General features: G+C 65.5%; 21 protein-coding genes and 1 tRNA gene. 9 read left to right on the plus strand and 13 right to left on the minus strand.

Annotated elements, in window-relative coordinates:
• Positions 1-119: 119 nt before the first annotated feature.
• The gene (serC, locus tag BN3906_RS13450) at positions 120-1,253 is read right to left on the minus strand and encodes a phosphoserine transaminase (protein ID WP_066590111.1); all 1,134 of its coding nucleotides are present in this window, start codon (positions 1,251-1,253) and stop codon (positions 120-122) included.
• Positions 1,254-1,639: 386 nt separating this feature from the next.
• Here serC and BN3906_RS13455 point away from each other — a divergent pair, with 386 nt between their 5' ends.
• The gene (locus BN3906_RS13455) at positions 1,640-2,935 is read left to right on the plus strand and encodes a citrate synthase (RefSeq protein WP_066590113.1); all 1,296 of its coding nucleotides are present in this window, start codon (positions 1,640-1,642) and stop codon (positions 2,933-2,935) included.
• Positions 2,936-3,231: 296 nt separating this feature from the next.
• Entirely contained in the window at positions 3,232-3,591 is a 360-nt protein-coding gene (locus tag BN3906_RS13460) for an FKBP-type peptidyl-prolyl cis-trans isomerase (RefSeq protein WP_066590210.1), read from the plus strand.
• A gap of 76 nt (positions 3,592-3,667) precedes the next feature.
• Here BN3906_RS13460 and BN3906_RS13465 read toward each other — a convergent pair whose 3' ends face one another.
• The 5 genes from BN3906_RS13465 to BN3906_RS13485 all read right to left on the minus strand — a co-directional run bounded on the left by BN3906_RS13465 (position 3,668) and on the right by BN3906_RS13485 (position 7,426).
• Positions 3,668-4,231 (minus strand): 2-oxo-4-hydroxy-4-carboxy-5-ureidoimidazoline decarboxylase, encoded by a 564-nt coding sequence (locus BN3906_RS13465; RefSeq protein WP_066590115.1) that lies wholly within the window; start codon positions 4,229-4,231, stop codon positions 3,668-3,670.
• A 198-nt stretch (positions 4,232-4,429) separates the two neighbouring features.
• Positions 4,430-5,611 (minus strand): ABC transporter permease, encoded by a 1,182-nt coding sequence (locus BN3906_RS13470; RefSeq protein ID WP_066590117.1) that lies wholly within the window; start codon positions 5,609-5,611, stop codon positions 4,430-4,432.
• Positions 5,608-6,525: an ABC transporter ATP-binding protein gene (locus tag BN3906_RS13475; RefSeq protein ID WP_066590119.1), complete on the minus strand. Its 918-nt coding sequence runs from the start codon at positions 6,523-6,525 to the stop codon at positions 5,608-5,610. Before BN3906_RS13475 ends, BN3906_RS13470 begins: the two co-directional genes overlap by 4 nt.
• Positions 6,525-7,154 carry a hypothetical protein gene (locus BN3906_RS13480; protein WP_066590124.1) on the minus strand — a complete coding sequence of 210 codons (630 nt, stop codon included), beginning with the start codon at positions 7,152-7,154 and terminating at the stop codon, positions 6,525-6,527. The genes BN3906_RS13475 and BN3906_RS13480 overlap by 1 nt, the downstream gene beginning before the upstream one ends.
• Positions 7,151-7,426 (minus strand): helix-turn-helix transcriptional regulator, encoded by a 276-nt coding sequence (locus BN3906_RS13485; RefSeq protein ID WP_066590125.1) that lies wholly within the window; start codon positions 7,424-7,426, stop codon positions 7,151-7,153. Before BN3906_RS13485 ends, BN3906_RS13480 begins: the two co-directional genes overlap by 4 nt.
• Before the next feature lie 154 nt (positions 7,427-7,580).
• Between BN3906_RS13485 and BN3906_RS13490 the strand changes: the two genes are divergently transcribed.
• The 5 genes from BN3906_RS13490 to BN3906_RS13510 all read left to right on the plus strand — a co-directional run bounded on the left by BN3906_RS13490 (position 7,581) and on the right by BN3906_RS13510 (position 13,716).
• Positions 7,581-8,447, plus strand: coding sequence for an aldo/keto reductase (locus BN3906_RS13490; protein WP_066590127.1), 867 nt, complete (start codon positions 7,581-7,583; stop codon positions 8,445-8,447).
• A gap of 178 nt (positions 8,448-8,625) precedes the next feature.
• A complete protein-coding gene (locus BN3906_RS13495; RefSeq protein WP_261797046.1) occupies positions 8,626-9,351 on the plus strand; it encodes an enoyl-CoA hydratase in 726 nt (241 codons plus the stop codon).
• A 5-nt stretch (positions 9,352-9,356) separates the two neighbouring features.
• On the plus strand, positions 9,357-11,795 hold the full coding sequence (locus BN3906_RS13500) for an HAD-IC family P-type ATPase (protein WP_078057538.1): 2,439 nt from the start codon (positions 9,357-9,359) through the stop codon (positions 11,793-11,795).
• 35 nt (positions 11,796-11,830) lie between these two features.
• Positions 11,831-13,009, plus strand: coding sequence for a CE1758 family FMN-dependent luciferase-like monooxygenase (locus tag BN3906_RS13505; protein WP_066590132.1), 1,179 nt, complete (start codon positions 11,831-11,833; stop codon positions 13,007-13,009).
• Positions 13,009-13,716 carry a CE1759 family FMN reductase gene (locus BN3906_RS13510; RefSeq protein ID WP_066590135.1) on the plus strand — a complete coding sequence of 236 codons (708 nt, stop codon included), beginning with the start codon at positions 13,009-13,011 and terminating at the stop codon, positions 13,714-13,716. Before BN3906_RS13505 ends, BN3906_RS13510 begins: the two co-directional genes overlap by 1 nt.
• Positions 13,717-13,738: 22 nt before the next feature.
• Here BN3906_RS13510 and BN3906_RS13515 read toward each other — a convergent pair.
• From BN3906_RS13515 to BN3906_RS13545, 7 genes are all read right to left on the minus strand, one after another.
• Positions 13,739-13,811: transfer RNA gene (locus BN3906_RS13515), tRNA-Arg, on the minus strand.
• Between the two features lie 80 nt (positions 13,812-13,891).
• A complete protein-coding gene (locus tag BN3906_RS13520) occupies positions 13,892-15,508 on the minus strand; it encodes a monocarboxylic acid transporter (protein WP_066590137.1) in 1,617 nt (538 codons plus the stop codon).
• A gap of 9 nt (positions 15,509-15,517) precedes the next feature.
• Complete coding sequence (locus BN3906_RS13525; protein WP_066590140.1) at positions 15,518-15,880, minus strand: DUF485 domain-containing protein; 363 nt, start codon at positions 15,878-15,880, stop codon at positions 15,518-15,520.
• A 421-nt stretch (positions 15,881-16,301) separates the two neighbouring features.
• Positions 16,302-16,580 (minus strand): mycoredoxin, encoded by a 279-nt coding sequence (locus BN3906_RS13530; RefSeq protein WP_066590142.1) that lies wholly within the window; start codon positions 16,578-16,580, stop codon positions 16,302-16,304.
• Positions 16,581-16,591: 11 nt separating this feature from the next.
• Positions 16,592-17,227 carry a dihydrofolate reductase gene (locus BN3906_RS13535; RefSeq protein WP_390620354.1) on the minus strand — a complete coding sequence of 212 codons (636 nt, stop codon included), beginning with the start codon at positions 17,225-17,227 and terminating at the stop codon, positions 16,592-16,594.
• A gap of 32 nt (positions 17,228-17,259) precedes the next feature.
• Positions 17,260-18,096 carry a thymidylate synthase gene (locus BN3906_RS13540; protein ID WP_066590144.1) on the minus strand — a complete coding sequence of 279 codons (837 nt, stop codon included), beginning with the start codon at positions 18,094-18,096 and terminating at the stop codon, positions 17,260-17,262.
• 98 nt (positions 18,097-18,194) lie between these two features.
• The gene (locus BN3906_RS13545) at positions 18,195-18,881 is read right to left on the minus strand and encodes a TetR/AcrR family transcriptional regulator (protein ID WP_078057540.1); all 687 of its coding nucleotides are present in this window, start codon (positions 18,879-18,881) and stop codon (positions 18,195-18,197) included.
• Positions 18,882-19,682: 801 nt separating this feature from the next.
• Between BN3906_RS13545 and BN3906_RS13550 the strand changes: the two genes are divergently transcribed.
• Entirely contained in the window at positions 19,683-20,519 is an 837-nt protein-coding gene (locus BN3906_RS13550) for a class E sortase (RefSeq protein ID WP_066590216.1), read from the plus strand.
• Positions 20,520-20,759: 240 nt separating this feature from the next.
• Positions 20,760-23,408 carry a collagen-binding domain-containing protein gene (locus tag BN3906_RS13555; RefSeq protein ID WP_187119952.1) on the plus strand — a complete coding sequence of 883 codons (2,649 nt, stop codon included), beginning with the start codon at positions 20,760-20,762 and terminating at the stop codon, positions 23,406-23,408.
• Positions 23,409-23,552 lie beyond the last annotated feature (144 nt).

Here is a 23,552-nt window from a genome sequence, read left to right on the forward strand (position 1 = left end):
CGTGGTGGTAGTGAAAGCTCTCTCGCCTGCGACTGTAGCGCACACCTGCACAGATACGTCGGAATGACGGGCTGTTCCCCTCCACGGACCGGTTCCGGAGATCCCGGGCGGTGCGGCTGTTACCGGGAGGCGACGCCGGCGTCGAGGATGTAGTCCACGGCCCTGGTCAGGGTACGGATGTCCTCCGGCTCGATGGCGGGGAACATACCGATCCGCAGCTGGTTGCGTCCCAGCTTGCGGTAGGGCTCGGTGTCCAGGATCCCGTTGGCACGCAGGGTCTTGGCGATGACGGTGGCGTCCACCGAGTCGTCGAAGTCGACCGTGCCGACGACCAGGGACCGTCCTGCAGGGTCGGAGACGAAGGGGGTGGCCTCGGCACGGGACTCGGCCCAGTTGTAGAGGATCGCGGAGGATTCGGAGGTCCTCTCGACCATTCCCTCGAGCCCGCCGTTGGCGTTCATCCATCCGACCTGGTCAGCCATCATCAGCAGGGTGGCGACGGCCGGAGTGTTGTAGGTCTGGTTCTTCCGGGAGTTGTCCACGGCGGTCTTCAGGTCGAGGAACGCCGGAATGTAGCGGCCGGAGGCCTTGATCTCTTCGACGCGCTCGAGCGCGGCGGGGGAGAAGGCTGCGAACCAGAGGCCACCGTCGGAGGCGAAGCACTTCTGCGGGGAGAAGTAGTAGATGTCGGTCTCGGAGATGTCCACGGGGAGACCGCCGGCACCGGAGGTCGCGTCCACGGCGACGAGGGCGTCCGTCGCAGGCCGGTGGACGGCCACCATCGCGCCGGTGGAGGTCTCGTTGTGGGCCCAGCCGACAAGGTCGGCGTCGGTGCCGTCCAGTTCGGAGGACGCCGGGGCGGTGCCGGGCTCGAAGGCGTGGATCTCCGGGTCGGCCAGCCAGGGTGCCTTCGTGGACACGGTGGCGAACTTCCCGGAGAACTCGCCGTAGGTCAGGTGGGCGGAGCGTTCGCGGATGAGGCCGAAGGCCGCGGCGTCCCAGAAGGCGGTGGCCCCGCCCAGTGAGGTGATGATCTCGTAGCCCTCGGGAAGCTGGAACAGCTGCGCCAGGCCTTCCCGGACGGAACCGACGACGTTCTTGACGGCCGCCTGGCGGTGGGAGGTCCCGATGATGTCCCGGCCTCCGGCCACGATCGCGTCGATCTGGGCCGGCCGGACCTTGGAGGGACCGCAGCCGAACCGGCCGTCGGAGGGGAGGAGGTTCTCGGGGAGGGTCAGGAACTGATCGCTCATGGTGAGGTACTGTCCGCTTTCTTCTTGTCGTCCCCGGATCTTGTGGTGATCCCGGAGTGTGCCACGCATCAGCCTAACCTGTGGACGGCCCGTCCGGAACAACAGGGAACGACTACCGGGGGCCGCAGGGGCGGGTGCGCGGTCGAGGGCGCACCCGCCGTACCGGGTACCGTTTCATAAGGGGGAGAGTCTGGGGGTACCCGTGGCGCGGAGTATCCGGTACCGGCGTGTTGCCTGTGTCGGGAATTCTGTAGAGTGTGTCCTATCCCACGACCGCCCGCGGTCCGGTCAGTCCGGCCGTGTGCCCTCCTCCGGGCCGCCATCACTGGTGGCGATCGGACTGTGGACGTAACCGAGAACTTGAGAAAACATCGAAAGGGATGTCAATGGCTTCCGAGAACCAGGACAAGGCCGTTCTCCACTACCCCGGTGGCGAGTACGAGATGCCGATCGTGAAGGCGACCGAAGGAAACTCCGGTTTCGCACTGGGTAAGCTCCTCGCCGAGACGGGTTACACGACGTTCGACCCCGGGTACGTGAGCACCGGTTCCACCAAGTCGCAGATCACCTACATCGACGGAGCCAACGGGATCCTGCGTTACCGCGGCTACGACATCGCCGACCTCGCCAACAACGCCAGCTTCAACGAGGTCAGCTACCTGCTCATCAACGGTGAACTCCCGAACGAGACCCAGCTCGAGGACTTCAACCACAACATCCGCAAGCACACCCTGCTGGACGAGGACTTCAAGAGCCAGTTCAAGATCTTCCCCCGCAATGCGCACCCGATGAACGTTCTCGCGTCCTCGGTCAACATCCTTGCGACCTATTACGAGCATGAGCTAGACCCTCTCAACAAGGACTTCCAGCTCAAGAACACCTACCGGCTCATGGCCAAGGTCCCGATGCTCGCCGCGTACGCCTACCGGGCGTCCAAGGGCAAGCCGTACATGTACCCCTCGAATGCGCTGAACGCCCGGGAGAACTTCCTGCGCAACATGTTCGGCTACCCGACCGAGGAGTACGAGATCGACCCGGTGGTCGCCAGGGCCCTCGACAAGCTGCTCATCCTTCACGCCGACCATGAGCAGAACTGTTCGACCTCGACAGTCCGCATGGTGGCGTCCTCCCAGGCGAACATCTACGCCTCCATCGCCGCCGGCGTCAACGCGCTGTCGGGCCCGCTGCACGGTGGAGCCAACCAGGCGGTCCTGGAGATGCTCGAGGACATCCACTCCAACGGTGACGACGCCACCGAGTTCATGGCCCGGGTGAAGAACAAGGAGCCGGGCGTCAAGCTCATGGGCTTCGGTCACCGCGTGTACCGGAACTACGATCCCCGTGCCGCCATCGTCAAGGAGTCCGCGCACGAGATCCTGGACCACCTCGGTGGCGACAACCTGCTGGACCTGGCGATGAAGCTGGAGGAGATCGCCCTCAACGACGACTACTTCATCAGCCGGAAGCTGTACCCGAACGTCGACTTCTACACCGGTCTGATCTACCGGGCCATGGGCTTCCCCACGGACTTCTTCACCGTGCTGTTCGCCATGGGCCGGCTCCCGGGCTGGATCGCCCACTACCTCGAGCAGGTCAACGACCCGACCGCGAAGATCAACCGGCCCCGCCAGATCTACACCGGCGAGACCCTCCGCAAGGTCACCCCGCGCTCCGAGCGCTGACACCGTACCCGGTGCCGCCCCACGCGGAACCGGGTCACCATCGTCACTGCCGCCGGCAGCTGTCACCCCGCCCCGCATGAACAGCGGTCGGCGGGGCTTGTCATATCCGGGGTCTCCATCGCCTGACCTGCCGGTTCCCCTCCTTCCGCCCTGACTGTTCCCCTCCGGCCTTCCCCCGGTCACACCGGTTCCCGGACGGGGTCGGGGAGTTCGCGCTCCTGCCTCGACCGGGGTTTTCCGCGTGCAGCTGGTAGACTGGCGCGGTTGTATCCGACGAGAAGAGGAGTGTGACCGAGATGGTCAAGCCGCAGATCGACGCCCAACAGGGGCCGGCCCCTGAAGAACTGGTCATCGAGGACATCACCGTCGGTGACGGCGCCGAGGCCGTGGCAGGCGGCATGGTCGAGGTCCACTACGTGGGCGTCGACTACGAGACCGGGCAGGAGTTCGACTCCTCCTGGGACCGTGGAACCACCATCGAATTCCCCCTCGCCGGGCTTATCCAGGGATGGCAGGACGGAATCCCCGGCATGCGGGTGGGAGGACGCCGCAAGCTGACCATTCCCCCGGAACTGGCCTACGGCCCTGTCGGCAGCGGCAATCCCCTGGCCGGCCGTACCCTCGTGTTCATCATCGACCTCGTCGACGCCCGGTAGCGCCAACGGGTAGTGCGAACCGGTGGTGCGAACCGGTATCCACACCGGTGGGACTGTGGTCAGCTTCTGACGACAGTCAGCCTTTCACGACGCTGCGGAGACGCAGGGTGTTGATCCTGCCCAGTTCCCGGACCGTCGTCTCCCATTCCGTGACGGTCGGGTTCTCCAGCCGGCGGCGTAGCAGTCGGAGGACCTCGTGACCGCCGATCCCCTGGGCACAGACGAGGAACAGGTGGTGGAAGCGCTCCTCGTAGCGCCGGCACAGGTCGGCGATCTCGCTGAGGACCTCAGGTGGAGATTCCAGGATGAATGACTGCTCTTCCCTGGAGTAGATGTCGGAGGTCTGTTCACCGAGGACCGGGTGAGCCTGGATACTGTCGAGGACCTCGACCCGCGGCATTCTGAGCAGTTCGCGGTGTGCGACATCCAGGAGGTGCTCCAGGTTCCGGAACGGGGCGGCTGCGGCGACCTCTTCCCCGAGAGTGGGGTTGTAGAGCAGGTCGCCGATCATCGCCGAAATCTGGGCAGGCGTCATCCGGTTCAGCTCGGCGAGGGTGGTGTGGAACGGCGTGGCGGTCCGGGTCGGGGCGATGAGCTCGGAGTCTGAGGAGTTCTCGGCGATGGCCTGTGATTCAGTCATGTACCCAGGAAACCCTGTCGTCGTTTCCGCCCTGTTACGGGGCGGTGACCCCGAACGTTAACCCTCCGTCAGCGCAGTTAACTGACAGTAGTCGCCGTTAACTCACCCCCTTTCGGGGCGGCAGGTCCGGACCTGTCAGGTCCTGCCGTCCCCCCGTCGGGCTTCCCCGGCAGGCACTCCCGTCCGGCTCACGGGCCGTCACCGTCGCCGCAGTGCCTGGATCCAGCCGAGCTTCCGGCCGTTGTGGAGGATCGACGCCCGGTAGATTCTCGCGACAACCACGAGGACCAGGGTGGTGACCACGGCGAACAGCAGGAACGACGCGACCAGCCCCACCCCGGACAGGTTACCTGCGGCGAACTGCATCGGTGCCACCCCCATCGACACCGGCGGCACCCACGTGAGCACCTGCATCACCGGGGTGTCCAACGCCGAGAACCCGAACGCCGGCGGGTACAGCGCCGCGAAGAGCAGCAGCATCACCGGCATCTGCGTACTGCTGAGGTCCTCAGCCCGGCTCACCAGAGACCCTGCGGCGGCGTACAGCGAACTGAAGAAGAGCATGCCCAGGACGAAGGCGACCAGCAGCACCACCAGTGTCAACGGATCCAGATCCACCTCGCCGAGCAGGTCGGTGGCGGACATGGCGGCCACCGCGGACCCCAGGATGACGGCGGTGCCGGCGAAACCGATGACCAGCATCGCGAGCACCTTGCCGGCGAGCAGGTCGAGCGGCCGGATGGTCGCGAGAATGATCTCGACGACCCTGGACGACTTCTCTTCGGTGACCCGGCCCCCGACATTGCCGGAGAAGATCATGATGAAGGTGACGATCACCATCGTGCCCAGCATGGTCGTGACCACGGCAGGGGCCGTGTCCCCGGAATCCGAGTCGGAGACGTCGACTGTGTGGAGGGTGGCGTCCGGCATCGCCGCCGCAAAGTCCGCGGGGTCCACGCCGACCGCGTCAAGTGCCTCGGCCTGAGTGACCGTGGCGACGACCGCCCCGGCGGCGGCGGACAGTGCCGGGTCAGGGGCACCGTCGCTGACGAGTTCGAACCGCCCGTCAGAGCGCACGAGAGCGGCGTCCTTTCCGTCGTCCTTCACCGCCGCGGTCGCCTCCGCGAGGTCGGCTGCCGCAGTCACCTCGATCCCGTCGCCGGTGACGGTCGACACGGTGGCGGTGTCGACTCCGGAGACGACCAGTGACGGACGGTCCTCACCACGGTCGCTGAGCCAGCTGAGAATGAACACCCCGCCGACGACGACAATGAAGACGATGGCTGTCGAGATGATCAGACTTCTGCTGCGCAGGGCGACCTGGATCTCGCGGCCGGCGACCGTGCGGACCGCGTCGAGATGAGAGTACCGGGAGCTCATGACGCCACCACTTCCTTGAACAGTTCGTTGAGATCGGGAACGCGACGGGTGAACCCGTGCACCGGGCCCGCGGCGAGAGCGGCGTTGAGGATGGTCTGGTCGTCGACACCACCGGCGTCGAGGAGAACAGTGGAGCCGTCGTCGCCGGGACCGCCTTCGCCCCCGGTCACCCCGGTGACTGTCGTTCCCGGCGGGTACCAGTCGCGGGCGGGGGTCCTGATCTCGAAGATGACCGGACCCCGGCCGCGGAGCTCGTCGACCGTGCCCTCGGCGCGCATCTCACCGCGGGTGATGATGCCGACCCGGTCGCAGAGGCGTTGCACGAGGTCGAGCTGGTGCGAGGAGAACAGCACCGGTACCCCTTCGGCGGCCTTGGCGAGCAGCATCTCACTCATGACCGACACCGCGACCGGGTCGAGACCGCTGAAAGGTTCGTCCAGGATCAGCAGGGCGGGGTCGTGGACCAGACTCGCGGCGAGCTGGACCCGCTGCTGGTTGCCCAGGGACAGTTCCTCGAGCCTGGAGTCGGCGCGGTCCGCCAGTCCGAGCTGTTCCAGGAGCCCTGCGGTGGTTTTGCGGGCGGACGCCCTGGTCAGTCCGTGGAGTCTGCCGAAGAACTCCAGCTGGTCGGCGATGCGTTCCTTGTCGTACAGTCCGCGTTCCTCCGGCATGTATCCGATGGCCCGGCGGATGTCGTCGTTGACGGGGGTGCCGTCGACCCGGGCTTCGCCGGAGTCAGGGGAGAGGACGCCGAGGGTGATCCGCATCGCGGTGGACTTTCCGGCGCCGTTGGAGCCGACGAATCCGTAGACCTCCCCCGGGTTCACCGTGAAAGTGAGGTCGTTGAGGGCCCGGACGGTGGATCCGCCGGTGCTGAAGGTCTTGGACAGGTGGTCCAGTTCCAGGGTGGGCATCAGGTGCTCCTCTGGTCGTTGTCGGGCAGTTGCGGTGCTGCTGAGTCGGTTGACGGTTCAGTTGACGGTTCGCTGGTGGGGTCGGTGGTCCGGTCCGGCGGCACCGGGCCGAAGGTCGTGGCGTAGGCGATGGTCGGCATGGCGACGGCGGCGAGAACACCCAGCAGTGTGAACAGGCCGCCGGTGTACATCCACCTGTCCAGACTGCCGATGTCGGAGGCGCCGAGGATGATCATGAAGGTCGAGGTGACCATGGCGAGGATCACGAGCCATCCGTAGGCGGTGACCTGCCAGGTCCTCAGGACCTCCAGTTCGTACTCGTCGAGTTCCTCCTCGGGAGCGACATCGCGGATATTGATGACGGTGCGCAGCATGGTCCAGTTGGCCAAGGAGATCACAGTGAACAGAAGCCAGGCGAACATGACGGGCGGCCAGAAGACCTGGATCACGCTGATCACCGTGCCCAGTGCCAGGGATCCCAGGTAGGTGCGGACAAGCAGCCGGGTGCGGTGCGGCGTCCTCCAGCCGGAAAGCCGGGCGGAGACTGCGTCGCTGCGCCGGCGCCAGCGTTCGCTGCGGTCCCGGAGCCGGACGTTGATTCGGGAGGAGAAGGCTGTGACGGGGTTCAAGGGGCGTCCTTCCTGGTGTTCCGGTAGATCTCCGAGGACAGGGGAGGGAACTCCGTGCGGCTGAACACCGCTTCGACGGGGAGGTCGAAGACCTCGCACACGCGGAACGCGAGATCGAGACTCGGGTAGTGGTCACCGCGTTCGAGCGCGCCGACCGTCTGGGGGTTCACGTCGAGCAGATCGGCGAGAGCCGCCCGGGTCATGTTCCGCTCGGCGCGCAGCACCCTGATCCGGTTGTGGATCGGGGCGGCAGGTTTCTTCCGTGGTGACACAACAACAAGTGTTGTATAAAAGCAACGAAGTGTCAACAAAACAAGCAAAATATATGTTGAATACATCTGGAAGACACGTCCACGCGCATACCCTCGACGGGGACGCCGAACCCCTTCCGCGACGGACGGAGAAAATTCGCGTACAACGGGACCCATGACTGCACCCACCGACACGATCACACTCAATGACGGACACACCATCCCCCAGCTCGGACTGGGGGTGTGGGAACTGACCCCCGAGGAGGCGTACTCCTCGACCAGGGCGGCCATCGCCGCGGGCATCCGCCACATCGACACCGCCGCCGGTTACGGCAACGAGGCCGAAGTGGGACGCGCCGTCGCGGACGCCGTCGCCGACGGCGAGGTCACCCGCGACGACCTCTTCATCACCACGAAACTGTGGAATGCCGACCAGGGCTACGATGACGCACTCGAAGCACTCGGAGTTTCCCTGGACAACCTCGGACTCGACCACGTGGACCTCTGGCTCATCCACTGGCCCGTCGAGAAGTGGGACCGCTACGTCGACACCTGGAAGGCCTTCGTCACCGCACGGGAGGAGGGCAGGGCACGGTCCATCGGAGTCTCCAACTTCTACCCCGAGGTACTCGACGAGATCGTCCGCGCCACCGGCGTGACCCCCGCGGTCAACCAGATCGAGATCCACCCCGGATTCTCCCAGCAGGAGCAGCGGGCCGACAACCTGTCACGCGGCATCGCCACCGAATCCTGGTCCCCGCTGGGCCGGGGCGTGCTCGGACACCCGGTCATAGAGAAGATCGCCGCGGAACACGGTGTCACCCCGGCCCAGGTCGTCATCCGCTGGCACCTCGACCAGGGGCTGATCGTGTTCCCGCGTTCCCGCCGCCCCGAAAGAGTCGCCGAGAACGCCGACGTCGCCGGGTTCAGCCTCACCCCGGACCAGGTCGAGGCCATCACCGCCATCGACGACGACCCCGACTACTCCGGCCGCATCGGCGCCGACCCCCGTGACGCGGTGTTCGGTACCCCCCTGGCCTGAGCAGAGGACCCGCCCGGACCGGAAGTGGCACGGGCAGGAGAGGCCCGGGTCGGACAGGCACGGGCAGGAGAGGCCCGGGTCGGGGGACGGCAGCACACCTGCACGACACGCGTTCGTGACACACCGTCGAAGCACGCCGTCACAGCACGCCGTCACAAGGTGAGAGACAATGGTCCCCATGACTCGAGACGTGCTGAAGTCGGAGACCGACGGACCGGTGACCCTGGTGACCCTGACCCGGCCGGAGCGCAGGAACGCCCTGGACGCGGAGGTCTGCACCGCCGTCACAGCGGCCCTGTCCGGCACCGGGCCCGGTACCCGGGCGGTCCTGCTCCGCGGAGAAGGGCCTGCCTTCTGCGCCGGGGCGAACCTCAACGGAGGGGTCTACGAGGACGATTTCTTCACCGCACTGGAGAAAATGCTGACCACCGTCACCGAACTGCCGGTGCCCGTGATCGCCGACATCCAGGGCCCGGCGGTCGGAGCCGGCTGCCAGCTCGCACTCGCCTGCGACCTGCGGGTGACAGGACCGGGCGCACAGCTGTGGATTCCCGCGGTGGACCACGGGTTCGCCCTTGACCCCTGGACGGTCTCCCGTGCGGTCGAACTGCTCGGAGGGTCCGTCGCCCGCAACATGCTCATCGCGGGCGAGAGGATCGGAGCCAGGGAGATCACGGCCACCGGCTTCGCCACCCGGGCCGGGACCCCCGGGGACGCCCTGGCCTTTGCCCGGGAGGTCGCCGCCCAGGCACCCCTGGCGACAGCCTGGTTCAAGAAGGCCCTGAACCGTCCGGGTGACCCCGCACTGGCCCGGGAGGCCGCAGCCTGCTGGTCCAGCAGGGACGTGAAAGAGGCGCGGGAGGCACGCGCCGGACACCGGGCGCCGGTTTTCGAGGGAAGGTAGGCACCGTGGCGGACACACCGGAGAACACGACCGGGAACACGACCGGGAACGCGACCGGAAACCAGGCAGAGAGCACGGGTGCTCCGGCGCTCACCGGCCTGACCTCCGCAGAGGTGGAGAGACTCACCAGGCAGGGGCGCGCCAACGTCACCGGCCGCGGTACGGGCCGCAGTGTCGGACAGATCATCAGGGCGAACGTCTTCACCCGGGTCAACGCCATCCTCGGCGTCCTGTGCGCGATTGTCCTGTCCACCGGGTCGGTGATCAACGCGGCCTTCGGCCTGCTGATCATCGCGAACTCCGCGATCGGTGTGATCCAGGAACTTCGCGCGCGCCGGACCCTGGACAACCTGAAGATCGTGGGCGAGACCCTCCCGACAGTCATCCGTGACGGTGAGCGGGTCACCGTCCACCAGACCGAGGTCGTCGAGGGGGACCTGGTCGTCCTCCACTCCGGTGACGAGATCGTGGTGGACGGACCGGTGGTCTCCGGGGCAATGTCCGTTGACGAGTCCCAGCTCACCGGGGAGTCGGACCCGGTGCACAAGGAGGAGGGGGAGGAGCTGCGTTCGGGCTCCTTCGTGACCTCCGGTCATGCGGTCTACCGGGCGGAGAAGGTCGGCACACAGGCCTATGCGGCGCAGCTCGCGGCGAAGGCCAGCGAGTTCTCGTTGACGGATTCGGTGCTGATGAACGGGATCAACAGCATCCTCAAGGTCATCACCTGGCTGCTGATCCCCACCGGCATCCTGACGATCTGGACCCAGCTCGCCCGTTCCGGAACCGACCTGAAGGAGTCGATCCTGTCCATGGCCGCGGCGATCGTGCCGATGGTTCCGGAGGGCCTGGTGCTGATGACATCCATCGCCTTCGCCGCCGGAGTGATACGCCTGGGACGTTACAAGGCACTCGTCAATGAACTGGTCGCCATCGAGGGACTGGCCCGGGTCGACACGGTGTGCACGGACAAGACCGGGACGCTGACGACCAATGAGATGGAACTGGACGCCGTGTGCGCGGCTGACGGCTCCACTGCGCCGGACAGGGCGCGGGAGGTGCTGGGCCGGCTCGTCGCCTCCCAGGAGGACCGGAATGCCACGGCTGCGGCGATTCTCGCGGCGATGCCGGACGCGCAGCCGTTCCCGGACTCCGCCGAGATCCCGTTCAACTCCCGCTACAAGTTCTCCGGGGTGAGAACCTCCGGTGACGCGTGGATCCTGGGTGCCCCGGACGTCCTTCTGGAGCAGGACGGGACTGCGGCGCGGACGGCGAAGCGTCTCGGTGACCGGGGGCTGCGCGTCCTCGCTTTCGGCCGGGTCGACGGTGACCTGGCGGTACCGGGGGAGGACGCCACGATGCAGGACGCCCCGGTGCTGGAGGACCCCTGCCTGGTGACCCTGCGCCAGCAGCTGCGGCCGGATGCGCGTGAGACCCTGGACTTCTTCGCGGCCCAGAATGTCGACCTCAAGATCATCTCCGGGGACAACCCGGACTCGGTCAAGGCGGTGGCGGCCGGGGCGACGGACAGGGAGCTCGTCGCCGTGGACGCCAGGAGCCTGGTGGGACTCCCCGAAGATCAGTTCGACGCGGAGATCGCCCGGGCCAATGTCTTCGGTCGGGTGAGTCCGGAACAGAAGCAGGAGATGGTCGAGTCCCTGCACCGCGCCGGGCGCACTGTCGCGATGACGGGGGACGGGGTCAACGATGTCCTGGCACTGAAGAAGGCCGACATCGGGGTGGCGATGGGGTCAGGGTCTCCCGCGACACGGTCGGTGGCGCAGCTGGTGCTGCTGACGAACCGTTTCTCGGCTCTGCCCCGTGTCGTCGCCGAGGGACGTCGGGTGATCGGGAACATCGAACGGGTGGCGAACCTGTTCCTGACGAAGACCGTGTATTCGGTGGTGCTGGCTCTGGTGGTCGGCGTCCTCGGCATCTCTTTCCCGTTCCAGCCGATCCATGTGACGATCACCGGGTGGTTCACCATCGGGATCCCGGCTTTCGTCCTGTCCCTGGCTCCGAACACGGAACGGCCGAAGGACGGTTTCGTCCGCCGGGTGCTGTCTCTGGCGTTGCCCTCGGGACTGCTGATCGGGGGGATCGCGGTGGGGATGTGGATCGCGGTCTACCCGGGCGGCGATGCCCCCGCCCTTGAGCGGGACCGGGCGGGTACCGCGGTGCTGCTGGCCCTGATCATCATGGGCCTGTGGGTGCTGGGGATCGTGGCCCGTCCGCTGGTGTGGTGGAAGGTCCTGCTGTTGTGCGGGTGTGTGCTCGGGTACGTGGTGATCTTCACCGTCCCCTTCCTGCGTGACCTTGTGCTGCTGGAGCCGGGGGACACCGGTCTGATGACCGTGGGTGCGGTCGTGGGCGTCTGCGGTGCCGCTGTCATCGAGGTGGTTCACCGGGTACTGCGTGCTGTGGCCGCCCGCCGCAACGGAAAGTAATTGACGCGTCAACTAGATGGGTCCATAATGGAACCATGGAATTCGGAATCTTCACCATCGGCGACGTCACCACCGACCCCACCACCGGTGTCACGCCCACCGAACACGAGCGCATCACCGCGACGGTCGAGTACGCGCAGAAGGCGGAAGAGGTCGGACTGGACGTCTTCGCCACCGGTGAACACCACAATCCACCGTTCGCGGCACCGGCGAATCCCCCGGTTCTGCTGTCCTACCTGGCCGCACGGACCAGCCGGATCCGTTTCTCCACCGCCACCACCCTCATCACCACGAATGACCCCGTCCGCCTGGCGGAGGACTACGCCTACGCCCAGCACCTCGCCGGAGGACGCCTCGACCTCATGCTGGGACGGGGCAACACAGGACCGGTGTACCCGTGGTTCGGGGCCGACATCCGCCAGGGAATAGCCCTGGCAGTCGAGAAGTACCACCTGCTCAGAACCCTGTGGCGCAAGGAGAACGTCGACTGGAGGGGCGAGTTCCGCACGCCCCTGCAGGGGTTCACGTCGACCCCGCGGCCCCTGGACGACACCCCGCCGTTCGTGTGGCACGGTTCCATCCGTTCCCCGGAGATCGCAGAGCAGGCCGCCTACTACGGTGACGGCTTCTTCCACAACAACATCTTCTGGAACATCGAACACACCCAGCACATGGTGAGGCTCTACCGTCAACGGTACGAACACTACGGTCACGGAGCGGCCGACCAGGCCGTCGTCGGCCTCGGAGGGCAGGTGTTCATCGGGGAGACGACGCAACAGGCGGAGAAGTTCTTCCGGCCCTACTTCGACAACGCGCCCGTCTACGGTCACGGCCCGTCGATGGAGGAGTTCACGAAGATGACACCCCTGACCGTCGGGACCGTCGACCAGGTCATCGACCGTTACCTCGGCTACGCAGACAAGGTCGGCGACTACCAGCGCCAGCTGTTCCTCGTCGACCACGCCGGACTGCCGAAGGAGGTCGTCCTCGAACAGATCGAGATTCTCGGCCGCGAGGTCGTCCCGGTGCTCCGGCGAGAACTCGAGGCACGGCGTCCCGCTCATGTCCCCTCGGATCCTCCGACGCACGAGTCGCTGGTCAGGGAGGGTAAGGACGCCCCGATCCACCTCATCGAACCCGCGGGGAAGACGGCGGACACAACCGGTGCAGCAGGAGCGGCCGGAAAAGCCGGCGCTGCAGAGGAGCAGAAGTGATGAAGAGCCTTGTGATCGTCAACGCCGGTCTCGGCGACCCGTCCACCACGCGCCAGGTCGCCGAGCGGGTCGGGGACGCCGTCGTGCGCCGGGTCACGGCGGCAGGTGAGGGGCTGGAGGTCCGTCGGATCGACCTGCGCGACCTCGCCTCCGACCTGGCCACGTACATGACCACCTACATTCCCTCGGAGGCCCTGGACCGGGCCAGGCGCACCGTCTCCGCCGCGGACGGGCTGATCGTGGCGACCCCGGTGTTCCAGGGCAGCTACTCGGGCCTGTTCAAGATGTTCTTCGACACCCTGGAGATGCGTTCCCTCGAAGAGGTGCCGGTGACGATGGTCGCCACCGCGGGGACTGCCCGGCATTCGATGGTGCTCGACTACGCGGTACGGCCGCTGCTGTCGTTCCTCCACGCCCTGGTGCTGCCGACCGGAGTGTTCGCGGACACCGCCGAATTCGGTGCGGACAGCGGACTGTCCGCCCGTATCGAGCGGGCCGCGGGCGAACTCGCCCGCCAACTCACGGCTGTCCGGGGAGTCCGCGGGTTCACGGGTGACAGTGGTGCACCGGACGGGGCAGCCTCCGCCGGAAAGCCCCGGAATTCCCGTCCGGTGGCGGGGGAGGCGCTGCAGGGGGACGGAGGGGCGGACTTCCGCGTCCCGGAAGGTGGTTTCGCCTCCCTGCTCGCCGGTCACAGCGGCTCCTGACCTGCAGTGACGGTCTGTATTGTGCCCCAGGGCAGATTCGAACTGCCGACACCCGCTTTAGGAGAGCGGTGCTCTATCCCCTGAGCTACTGGGGCGCACCGTGACAGTGTAGCGTGTGCCTGCCACGGGCAAAAAGCGCACCCCGCTTTAGGGAGCCGGGGCACGTGATCCGGTTCTAGTGCTGGACCGGAGCTTCGACTCCGACACCGGTCAGCGAGCGGACCTCCATCTCCGCCTGCAGGGCCTCCTTGTGGTCCGGCTTGCCGAGGTAGGTACCGAGGACGGCGAGGAGGAATCCGACGGGGATGGAGATGAGCCCCGGGTTGGTCAGGGGGAACCAGGAGAAGTCCACGCCGGAGATCATCGAGTCCTTGGCGCCGGAGACGGCGGGGGAGAAGATGAGCAGGACGAGGGCGGAGATCAGACCACCGTAGGTCGACCAGACGGCACCGGTGGTGTTGAACCTCTTCCAGTACAGCGAGAACAGGATGGTCGGGAGGTTGGCCGAGGCGGCGACACAGAACGCGAGGGAGACGAGGAAGGCGACGTTCTGGTCCATGGCCAGGATTCCGAGGACGATGGAGATGACGCCGAGAACCACCACCGTGATCTTCGATACCCTCACCTGCTCTTCTTCCGTGGACTCACCACGCCGTATGACCGAGTGGTACAGGTCGTGCGCCACCGAGGCTGAGGCGGTGATCGCCAGGCCGGCGACGACGGCGAGCACGGTGGCGAAGGCGACGGCGGAGATCAGCGCCATGAACACCGGTCCTGCGAGTTCGAGGGCCAGCAGTGGTGCGGCGGAGTTGGCGCCGCCGGCGGAGTTCGAGATCCGTTCCGGTCCGACGTAGGCTGCGGCGGCGTATCCGACGACGAGGGTCATGAGGTAGAACACGCCGATGAGGACGATGGCGGAGACCACGGACTTACGGGCTTCCCGGGCTGTGGGGACCGTGTAGAAGCGCATGAGGACGTGGGGGAGGCCGGCGACGCCGAGGCAGAGTGCGAGTCCGAGGGAGATGAAGTCGAGCTTGTGGGCGGTGTCCACCCCGTACTTCATGCCGGGGTCGAGGATGGCGGTGTCCCCGCCGTGCATTTCGACGGCCTTGTCCAGCAGGTGGGAGAAGTTGCCGCGGTAGGCGGCGAAGACGATGACGACCATGATGAAGACGCCGGCGATGAGGAGCACGGCCTTGATCATCTGGACATAGGTGGTGCCCTTCATTCCGCCGATGAGGACGTAGGCGATCATGACGACGCCGACGATGGCGATGACCAGGGCCTGCCCGCCCTTGTTGTGGATGTCGAGGAGGGTGGAGACCAGTGCACCGGCTCCGGCCATCTGTGCGATGAGGTAGAACAGGGTGACACCCAGGGTGGCGAAGGATGCGGCCAGGCGGACGGGGCGCTGCTTGAGCCGGAACGACAGGACGTCCGCCATGGTGAACTTGCCTGTGTTGCGCAGCGGCTCGGCGACGAGGAGGAGGGCGATGACCCATGCCACGAAGAAGCCGATCGAGTACAGGAATCCGTCGTAGCCGGTGAGTGCGACGGAGCCGACGATGCCGAGGAAGGACGCCGCCGAAAGATAGTCGCCCGCGATGGCCAGACCGTTCTGGGTTCCGGAGAAGCTGGCGCCGCCGGTGTAGAAGTCGGACGCCGTGGAGGTCTTCTTGCCGACCCTGGTGACGATGGTCATCGTCACCACGATGAACGCGACGAAGATGATGATGTTGAGGACGGGGTTTCCGGCTTCCGAACTGGAGGCCGCGAGGTATGTCGTGGTCATGGTGCTCCCTTAGACGGTGCGGGTGTCGGAGTACGGGCCGGTGTGTTCGAGACGGTTGCGGATGTCCGCGGTGAGAGGTTCGAGCTCACGGTCGGCGTACTTCACGTACGCCCAGGTGATGACGAAGGTCGTCAGGAACTGCAGCAGACCGAAGACCAGTCCGACGTTGATGTTCCCCCAGAGCTTGTGGGAGAAGAAGTCCGGGAGGAACATCGCGGTGACGATGTACACGACGAACCACAGGATGGCTGCGATGGTGACCGGGAAGGTGAAACTGCGCCGCTTGGTGCGGAGCTCCTGGAACTCGGCGCTCTGCTGTGCCGCGATGAACTCCTCGGCTGTCGGTGTGTGCCGGGGGTCGGGTGTCGACATGGGCTCCCTTTCGTGTTCGGTGATCCCTGTGAAAACGGATATCGAGCATGTCGCGGGCAACGGGACCGGATATGGACCGGTCCGACCGTCAGTGACAGGAGTCACAGGCGTGCCGCGGATGGGAGCCAAGTTACAGAAGTGTGCGAAGTCTTTTCAATGTTGAATTCAAATGGGTGGCCCCGTCCGCGTGCTCTACCCCCAGCCGTGTGGCTGACGTGCAGGGACACCGGATACACAGGGGGTGACTGCAGGGACACCTGCAGAGGTAGGACCAAATGGGCAGGAACGAAGATAGTGTCTTAAACATGCGCAACCCCGCCCGGGCAGTTTCGAGGACCGCCGGAGCGGCGGTATCCCGGCTCTGCCGGTGCGGGGGAGCGGTGGGAAAGCGGTGCAGGGGGCCGGTGTCAGGCCTGTGACGTCAGGCCTGTGACGAGGTGCCGGTGAGTTCGGCGACACGGCGGCGAACCTGACCGGCCGGAGGGTTGGTGGAGTACGAACCGTCGGCGTACTTCACGGTGGGGACGACCCTGTTGCCGTCGTTGACGGACTCGACCCAGGCCGCGGCGTCGGCGTCCTCCTCGACGTCGATCCGGGTGTAGGGGGTGCCGGTACGGTCGAGGTTCTCGACGAGGCGGGTGCAGAACGGGCACCAGGTGGTGGTGTACAGGGTGACAGCGGGAGCCGGAGCATCGGACATGGATTTCTCCTTCACAGGGTTGTGCCGGTCGACCCGGAGGACCGGGCGGGGCGTGTACGGCGACCCCCGGTCGTCCGGGTGAACTCACAGATACGGTATCGCAGCGGGTGCTCTCCCGTGAGGGCGGTGCCGCGGGCGGAGTCCAGCCACGGACCGTCGGCCACCGTGAAGTCGGTTTCCGCCCGCATGTCCGGCGCCCGGACCGTGAACCTCTCCGGCGCGCCGCAGGCGATGTCGGTGACCACGACCCGTTCGGCGACCGGGACGCACTGCCGGTACACGTGGCCGCCGCCGAGAATCCACACCGTCGACACTCCCAGCTCGAGGGCGGACAGTCCGGCGGCGGTGACGGCGCCGGGCAGTGAGGTGTGCACGGTGGCTCCGGGTGCGTCGTAGGCGGCGTCCCGGCTGATGACGTGGTTGTCCCTGCCCGGCAGGGGACGGTACCGGGGGTCAAGGGCCTCCCAGGAGATCCGCCCCATCACCACAGGAGTTCCGAGAGTTGTCGTCTGGAAGTGTTTCAGGTCCTCCGGCAGGTACCAGGGCATGTCGGCGCCGTCGCCGATGACGCCGTCGGTGGTCTGGGCCCAGATCATGCCGATCTCCACCCCGTCGGGGAATCCGCCGAGATCGTCCCACGTGATCACGGGGCGGACGGTGAATGCCGGCTGCGTGCCCATCAGACGGCCACCGGTGCCTTGATCCCGGGGTGCGGATCGTACCCGGTGACCTCGATGTCCCCGAAGTCGTAGGAGAAAATGTCCGGGGCGTGCTTCAGGTGCAGGGTGGGGTAGGGCCGGGGTGTGCGGGACAGCTGCAGCCGGACCTGGTCGAGGTGGTTGTCGTAGATGTGGCAGTCGCCACCGGTCCAGACGAACTCCCCGACATCCAGACCGGCCTGCTGGGCGAACATATGGGTCAGGATCGCGTAGGAGGCGATGTTGAACGGGACGCCGAGGAACATGTCGGCACTGCGCTGGTAGAGCTGGCAGGACAGCTTCCCGTCGGCGACGTAGAGCTGGAACAGCAGGTGGCACGGGGGCAACGCCATGCTGCCCAGTTCCGAGACATTCCAGGCGGAGACAATGTTGCGCCGTGAGTCCGGGTTGGTTTTCAGGGTCTCGAGTGCGGCACTGATCTGGTCGATGTGCCGGCCGTCGGGTGTCGGCCAGCTCCGCCACTGCACCCCGTACACGGGTCCGAGGTCGCCGTCGGTGTCCGCCCACTCGTCCCAGATGCTCACACCGTGATCGTGCAGCCAGGCGATGTTGGAATCCCCCCGGAGGAACCAGAGCAGTTCCCCGACGACCGAGTGAAGGTGCACTTTCTTGGTGGTGACCAGGGGGAAACCCTCCGCCAGGTTGAACCGCATCTGACGGGCGAACAGGCTGCGGGTGCCGGTCCCCGTCCGGTCGTCCTTGTGGACGCCGTGGTCCAGGATCTCGCGGAGGAGATCTTCGTAGGGGGTGGGAACCGTACGCCCGGAGGATGCGCCTGGAGGGGTGGTGGAACTCATGCCCACCAGGATAGGACAACAGGACGGCGCAAGGTTCCGTCACGGTGGCTGTACGGCTGCTGTCACCGTGGCTGGCACCGTGGATGCCACTGCGGCCGTCACTGCGGCTGTGGCGGTCGGGCCACAGGTCCGGTGTACTCGGGCCACCTGGGGGCGACCACGGCGAGATGGTCGAGGAAGAAGTCCACGGTACTCCTCCACTGCCGTCGTGACGCCTCGGTCAGGCTCTCCCCGTCGGTGAGTGGTTCGTCGTCCGGTCCCCTGAAGACCCGGGCACCGGGACTGTCACGGTCCCGGAGGAATTCCGCCAGCTGCCGCTGGAGGTGGGCTACAGCAGATGTGGTCAGGTCAGTGATGTACATCAGGGAGAACACCGACTGCCTCCATGTGAAACCGAACTCACTCAACTGCGTCAGAAATTGATCTGTCACAGGAAAGACGGCGCGAAGTGACCGGGTCTGCGAGGTGAACACCGCCTCCAGGTAGGGGTACCTGGTGAACATGTCCCATGCACTGTCAGCGACTGTGCCGAGAAATTCTCTCCAGTCTTCGCAGTGAGGAGGATCTGTGACCCGGGAGGAAATTTTCCGGAGGCAGGCCTCCAGAAGATCATCGCGGGAACTGAAACACCGGTACAGTGCGGGGCTGGTGATTCCGAGCTTTTCAGCCACCGCCGCCATCGTGAAAGTTGACACCCCGATATCCAGGGCCGCTTCCACGGCATCTTCCGGACTGAATTTCGACGGGCGTCCCCGTCGTGGTCCGGTGCTGGTTGGTCTTCCCATGGTTGTCAGAGAGTACGCCTGTCGTTTTCATCTGTGGGACAGAAGATGGACCGGGCTCCCGCAGGGAACCCGGTCCAGGTCTGGTGCGACAGTATCTGCACTTTCGGCGAATCTGGTTGAGAATCGCCTTCAGATGTCAGATGAGGGAACCGGCGATGCCGCCGACGAGGCCGAGCAGGCCGGTGACCAGAAGTCCGAGAGTGCCGCCGAGTCCGACAAGAAGTCCACCGAGCATGGTAGATCCTTTCTGTAGATATGAATGATGAAGGGAAAAGAGCAGTAAAAACATGATCAATTACTGCATGGAGGAGTTTCCCAGACGGGCGGAATCTGTACAAGTGGATAGTTGACGCAGGTCTGTCCTCGGGGGTGCATCGGGAAGATGTTTGAATTCACTGTTGTCGAGGTTGTTGCCCTGTCAAGGGGTAAGTGTCGACAAGTTCAGGGGTGTCAGGGAAAAGGGTCCCACGGTAGTGGGGTGACCCCCTTGAGGGGGTGGTACGCAAACTGAAGGATAATAAAGTAATCACTACCGGTGTGGAGATGCCGATCGTGAATGGCGGTATTTCGGGAGTGGGGCGACGGACGCGGTCACCGAAGTAGCGGCGAGTAGCTCTTCCGTTACCCATGAATGGTGTGGAAGGGATTCATCTTCCGGTGCGGTGAAAACGGCTCGGCAACTTCCGCGTAGTTTACTATTGTTGGATTATATTCTGGTGCACCGGAGATACGGGGGTAAATAGTTCGGGCTGTAACTTCCGCGTGCTGGCCTGTCTGGTCGAACAGGGCGATAATGCGCGGGTGGCGAAGCACAGTGCGGAGAGAAAGAGCGAGTCGGGCTCTGACGCACAACGGAGAACTCCGACCTTCGCTTCGGTCACGGGGGAACTGCTTCTGACTCTCGGCGTCATTGTGGCCCTTTTCGTCGTCTACCAGGTCTGGTGGACGGACATTGGGGCCGGGAAACTGCAGTCCCAGGCGTCCGGGGACCTGGAGCGGCAGTGGGCGGACGAGAATCCTCGCCCACTGACCCGCGATGCGGAAGGTGCCGCTTTCGCACGCATGTTCATCCCCTCGTTCGGCCCGGACTTCAGTTACGCGGTGGTGCAGGGGACGTCCGATGACGCCCTGGACCGGGGTCCCGGGCACTACGTGGACACTCAGCTGCCGGGACAGCCGGGGAACTTCGCGGTGGCCGGACACAGGGTGGGGCGCGGTGCCCCTTTCAATGATCTGGGACGCCTCGGCACCTGTGACGCGGTGGTGGTGGAGACAGCGACAACCTGGTACATCTACCGGGTCCTGCCGGTCGAGGATGATCCCGGTACCGATCCGGTGCAGCGTAGGGAGGCCGCGTCGGAGTGTCTCGGGGAAGCTGCTGCCACAGAGGTCTCCACCGGGCGGTACCGGGGACTGTCGGGCAGCCACGTGACCGACCCGCAGGACATCGGAGTGCTTCAGCCGGTACCGGGGTCCGGGTCAACGGAGGTCGCGGCGGGCGATCTTCCGTTGCTGACACTGACGACCTGTCATCCCCAGTTCTCCAACCGGGAGCGGCTGATCGTCCACGCGGTACTGGAACGGTCCGAGGACCGGCAACCGGAGTCAGTCCCTGCTGAACTGTCCGGGGAGGTGTGACATGTACGGCTGGATCTGGCGACATCTTCCGGGGCCACTTCTGTTCCGGATACTGACTGCAACTGCCGTCGCAATCGGTGTTTTCTTTCTGCTCATGGAAGTTGTTTTTCCGTGGGTGGAGACTCTCATGCCTTACGGGGACGTTTCAGTCGGCGAGGCCGGTTAATTACGGGGTGAATTATCCGAAGTCGGGGGGCGTAACTAATTGAAGTCCAATATGTGCTACTAGCGTACCTCGGGTTGACTGTCCCCACACTGCGTGGAGGTGCGAAGTGGGTCAGTGGATCTGCACAACTGAAAATGCTCGGAAAGGTAGCACAAATAATGGGAAATAATAGTCTGACACCGGTGCGGGGGAGGCGCGGGCTCCGCAGGTTATCCGGGGCGGCGCTGGCAGCGGCGGTGGTCACTGCTCTGACAGTGACCGTCACACCGGCGGGAGCGGAACCGGATGCGGCTGCCGGTGCAGCCACCGGCACCCCCTACAATCCGCTCGCCACATACACCGGCTTCAACGTCGTGTCCCTCGGTGATCTCCACATCACCGCCGAGAGTGAAGGGCCTGTCGCCGTCGGCGGCAAGTTCAGCTTCACTGGCAGTCAGACCATTGTGAAGCAGGCCGGCGCTCCCGCCGCGTTGGTGGTCAAGGGTGGTGTGGACTGGACGAAGAGTACCGGAAACCACCAGGTGAACCTGGACAAGAGTGCCACCGGTCAGCCGCTGTCCGTCGAGATGAGCGGTACCACTGCGCGTGATACGGACGAAAACGGTAAGTCACAGAACCTGCGCCTGGTGAAGGACGGCGCGCCTTACGGTTCTGAACCGAGGATCAGCCTCAACGCCGGAGGCTACCAGGCTGCTGACACCGGCTATGACGCGGCACAGTACGATTCCCTGTTCGACCGGAGCTCCGCTGAAGCTGTGTCCGAGGGGCTCGCTGATGCAGGCGATAAGGTGTGCGCGGCCGGTGACGTCATCAAGAAGGCTGAAGGCCAGAACAACCTGCCTGAGGGGACAGAGCCACCCGCATATCTCATGCAGGGGAATTCGGCATGGATCTGGCTGAAGAAGGGCCAGCAGAACATCCTGAACCTCACGGCAGACGAGCTTGCGGACATCCGCGAGTTCAACTTCCGGGACGGAGTACTTCCGTCTGCGGATACGCCGCTGTTCATCAACGTTACGGGTGAGGAGGTGACCCTCAACCTCCATGCGGGCGACGGTAGCACCGCGCCCTACACCCTGTGGAACTTCCCGGACGCGACCACGGTGAGACAGGAGGGCGACTCGATCGACGGTTCGGTGCTGGCACCGAAGGCCCACCTCCAGAAGGATCACGCCAATATCGAGGGCAACATCATCGTCGCCTCGGGCGACATGGGAGGGTCCGAGCAGCACTACCTGCCCTTCGCAGGGAAGTTCACCCCGTGTGAGGATGACGGGCAGGCGGTTGACCCGACGATCTCGACGTCGGCAGAAGTCACCGCGGGCCAGGTCGAAGGCTCGCAGAAGACGGTGTCTGCAAAGGGCGGGACCATCACGGACACCGTCACGTTCGCAGGTCTCAGGCCGGAGACCGAGTACACGATGAGTGGCGAACTGGCGGCCCAGGACGGTACGCCGACCGGCATACGGCAGGCGGTGACCTTCACCACGGCTGCCGCGAAGGAGGGGGAGTCCACCGTTGAGGGAAGCGTTGCGCTTACCTACACTGTCAGCGCGGAACAGGCGCAGAAGTACGCGGGACAGTCGCTCGTGGTAGCCGAGCAGCTCGCACTGGGTGCCGAGGTTGTCGCAAAGCACACGGACCTCAACGACAAAGCACAGACTTTCGTGATTGCTGACGAACCCACGGTCCCGACCAAGCCGACGGAGCCGAGCACGACGGAGCCGACTGAGCCTGGCACGACGGAGCCGACTGAGCCTGGCACGACGGAGCCGACTGAGCCTGGCACGACGGAGCCGACTGAGCCTGGCACGACGGAGCCGACTGAGCCTGGCACGACGGAGCCGACTGAGCCTGGCACGACGGAGCCGACTGAGCCTGGCACGACGGAGCCGACTGAGCCGAGCACGACGGAGCCGACTGAGCCGAGCACGACGGAGCCGACTGAGCCGAGCACGACGGAGCCGACGGAGCCGAGCACGACGGAGCCGACTGAGCCGAGCACGACGGAGCCGACTGAGCCGGGCACGACCGAGCCCAGCACTCCGAGTACGACGGAGCCGAGCACGCCCAGCACGACCGAGCCGACTGAGCCTGGCACACCGGACGAGCCGACTACCGGCATCGAACTGGTGAAGAAGGTCACCGGCGACCGGGCTGCCGATGTTGAGTCTGATCCCCATGCCGCGTTCGAGGTCCAGCTGTCCTGGAAGGGCAGTGACGGCATCGAATCATTCAAGAAGGTGACGGTCACCCCGGGTGAGCCGGTCGATATCTCCGACCTTCCCCACGGCGTGGAGATCACCCTCACCGAGACAAATGCTTCTTCCTCGGCCAACGGCGTGCTGTGGTCTGACATCGTGTGGTCCGGTGAAGGCGTGAAAGACGAGAGCGGACACTCGAGGCAGGGCACTGTCACCCTCGACGAAAACAAGGTTGCAAAAGTCACCCTGGACAACGTCACGGCTGACAGAGACTGCCAGATCGTCATTCCTCTCTTCCCCGAGAACCCGACCACACCTGTGACTCCGGTCAACCCGGATTCTCCCCAGGCAGAGGACGTCACCTACTCGGTCGTGAACCCCGGTGACGGTGGATCCGGCTCCACCGGCGGCAGCTCACTGGCCAACACCGGCGCCAGCGTCGCGGGACTGGGCGCTCTGGCCGTGATCCTCGTCGGCGGCGGGGCATGGCTGGTGATGAGGAGCCGTCGCGAAGCCTGACCGACGGCTCCGGCATCCGGGGCCTCCGTATCTCCCGCCGTTTGAGGTGGGAAGGCGGTGCCCCTGAATACCGTTGACCTCCCTGCCGGTGACCACGGATCAGTGCCGTGGTCACCGGCGGGGAGGTCTCTGCTGTGTGTACCG

Origin of the sequence: Corynebacterium provencense, from assembly GCA_900049755.1 — a bacterium.
GTDB classification, from domain to species: domain Bacteria; phylum Actinomycetota; class Actinomycetes; order Mycobacteriales; family Mycobacteriaceae; genus Corynebacterium; species Corynebacterium neomassiliense.

What these genes read in the sequence shown, in the direction of transcription:
- serC (WP_066590111.1), bottom strand. Translation starts at nt 1,253, where the DNA reads ATGAGCGATCAGTTCCTGACCCTCCCCGAGAACCTCCTCCCCTCCGAC.
- BN3906_RS13455 (WP_066590113.1), top strand. Translation starts at nt 1,640, where the DNA reads ATGGCTTCCGAGAACCAGGACAAGGCCGTTCTCCACTACCCCGGTGGC.
- BN3906_RS13460 (WP_066590210.1), top strand. Translation starts at nt 3,232, where the DNA reads ATGGTCAAGCCGCAGATCGACGCCCAACAGGGGCCGGCCCCTGAAGAA.
- BN3906_RS13465 (WP_066590115.1), bottom strand. Translation starts at nt 4,231, where the DNA reads ATGACTGAATCACAGGCCATCGCCGAGAACTCCTCAGACTCCGAGCTC.
- BN3906_RS13470 (WP_066590117.1), bottom strand. Translation starts at nt 5,611, where the DNA reads ATGAGCTCCCGGTACTCTCATCTCGACGCGGTCCGCACGGTCGCCGGC.
- BN3906_RS13475 (WP_066590119.1), bottom strand. Translation starts at nt 6,525, where the DNA reads ATGCCCACCCTGGAACTGGACCACCTGTCCAAGACCTTCAGCACCGGC.
- BN3906_RS13490 (WP_066590127.1), top strand. Translation starts at nt 7,581, where the DNA reads ATGACTGCACCCACCGACACGATCACACTCAATGACGGACACACCATC.
- BN3906_RS13495 (WP_261797046.1), top strand. Translation starts at nt 8,626, where the DNA reads ATGACTCGAGACGTGCTGAAGTCGGAGACCGACGGACCGGTGACCCTG.
- BN3906_RS13505 (WP_066590132.1), top strand. Translation starts at nt 11,831, where the DNA reads ATGGAATTCGGAATCTTCACCATCGGCGACGTCACCACCGACCCCACC.
- BN3906_RS13510 (WP_066590135.1), top strand. Translation starts at nt 13,009, where the DNA reads ATGAAGAGCCTTGTGATCGTCAACGCCGGTCTCGGCGACCCGTCCACC.
- BN3906_RS13520 (WP_066590137.1), bottom strand. Translation starts at nt 15,508, where the DNA reads ATGACCACGACATACCTCGCGGCCTCCAGTTCGGAAGCCGGAAACCCC.
- BN3906_RS13525 (WP_066590140.1), bottom strand. Translation starts at nt 15,880, where the DNA reads ATGTCGACACCCGACCCCCGGCACACACCGACAGCCGAGGAGTTCATC.
- BN3906_RS13530 (WP_066590142.1), bottom strand. Translation starts at nt 16,580, where the DNA reads ATGTCCGATGCTCCGGCTCCCGCTGTCACCCTGTACACCACCACCTGG.
- BN3906_RS13540 (WP_066590144.1), bottom strand. Translation starts at nt 18,096, where the DNA reads ATGAGTTCCACCACCCCTCCAGGCGCATCCTCCGGGCGTACGGTTCCC.
- BN3906_RS13545 (WP_078057540.1), bottom strand. Translation starts at nt 18,881, where the DNA reads ATGGGAAGACCAACCAGCACCGGACCACGACGGGGACGCCCGTCGAAA.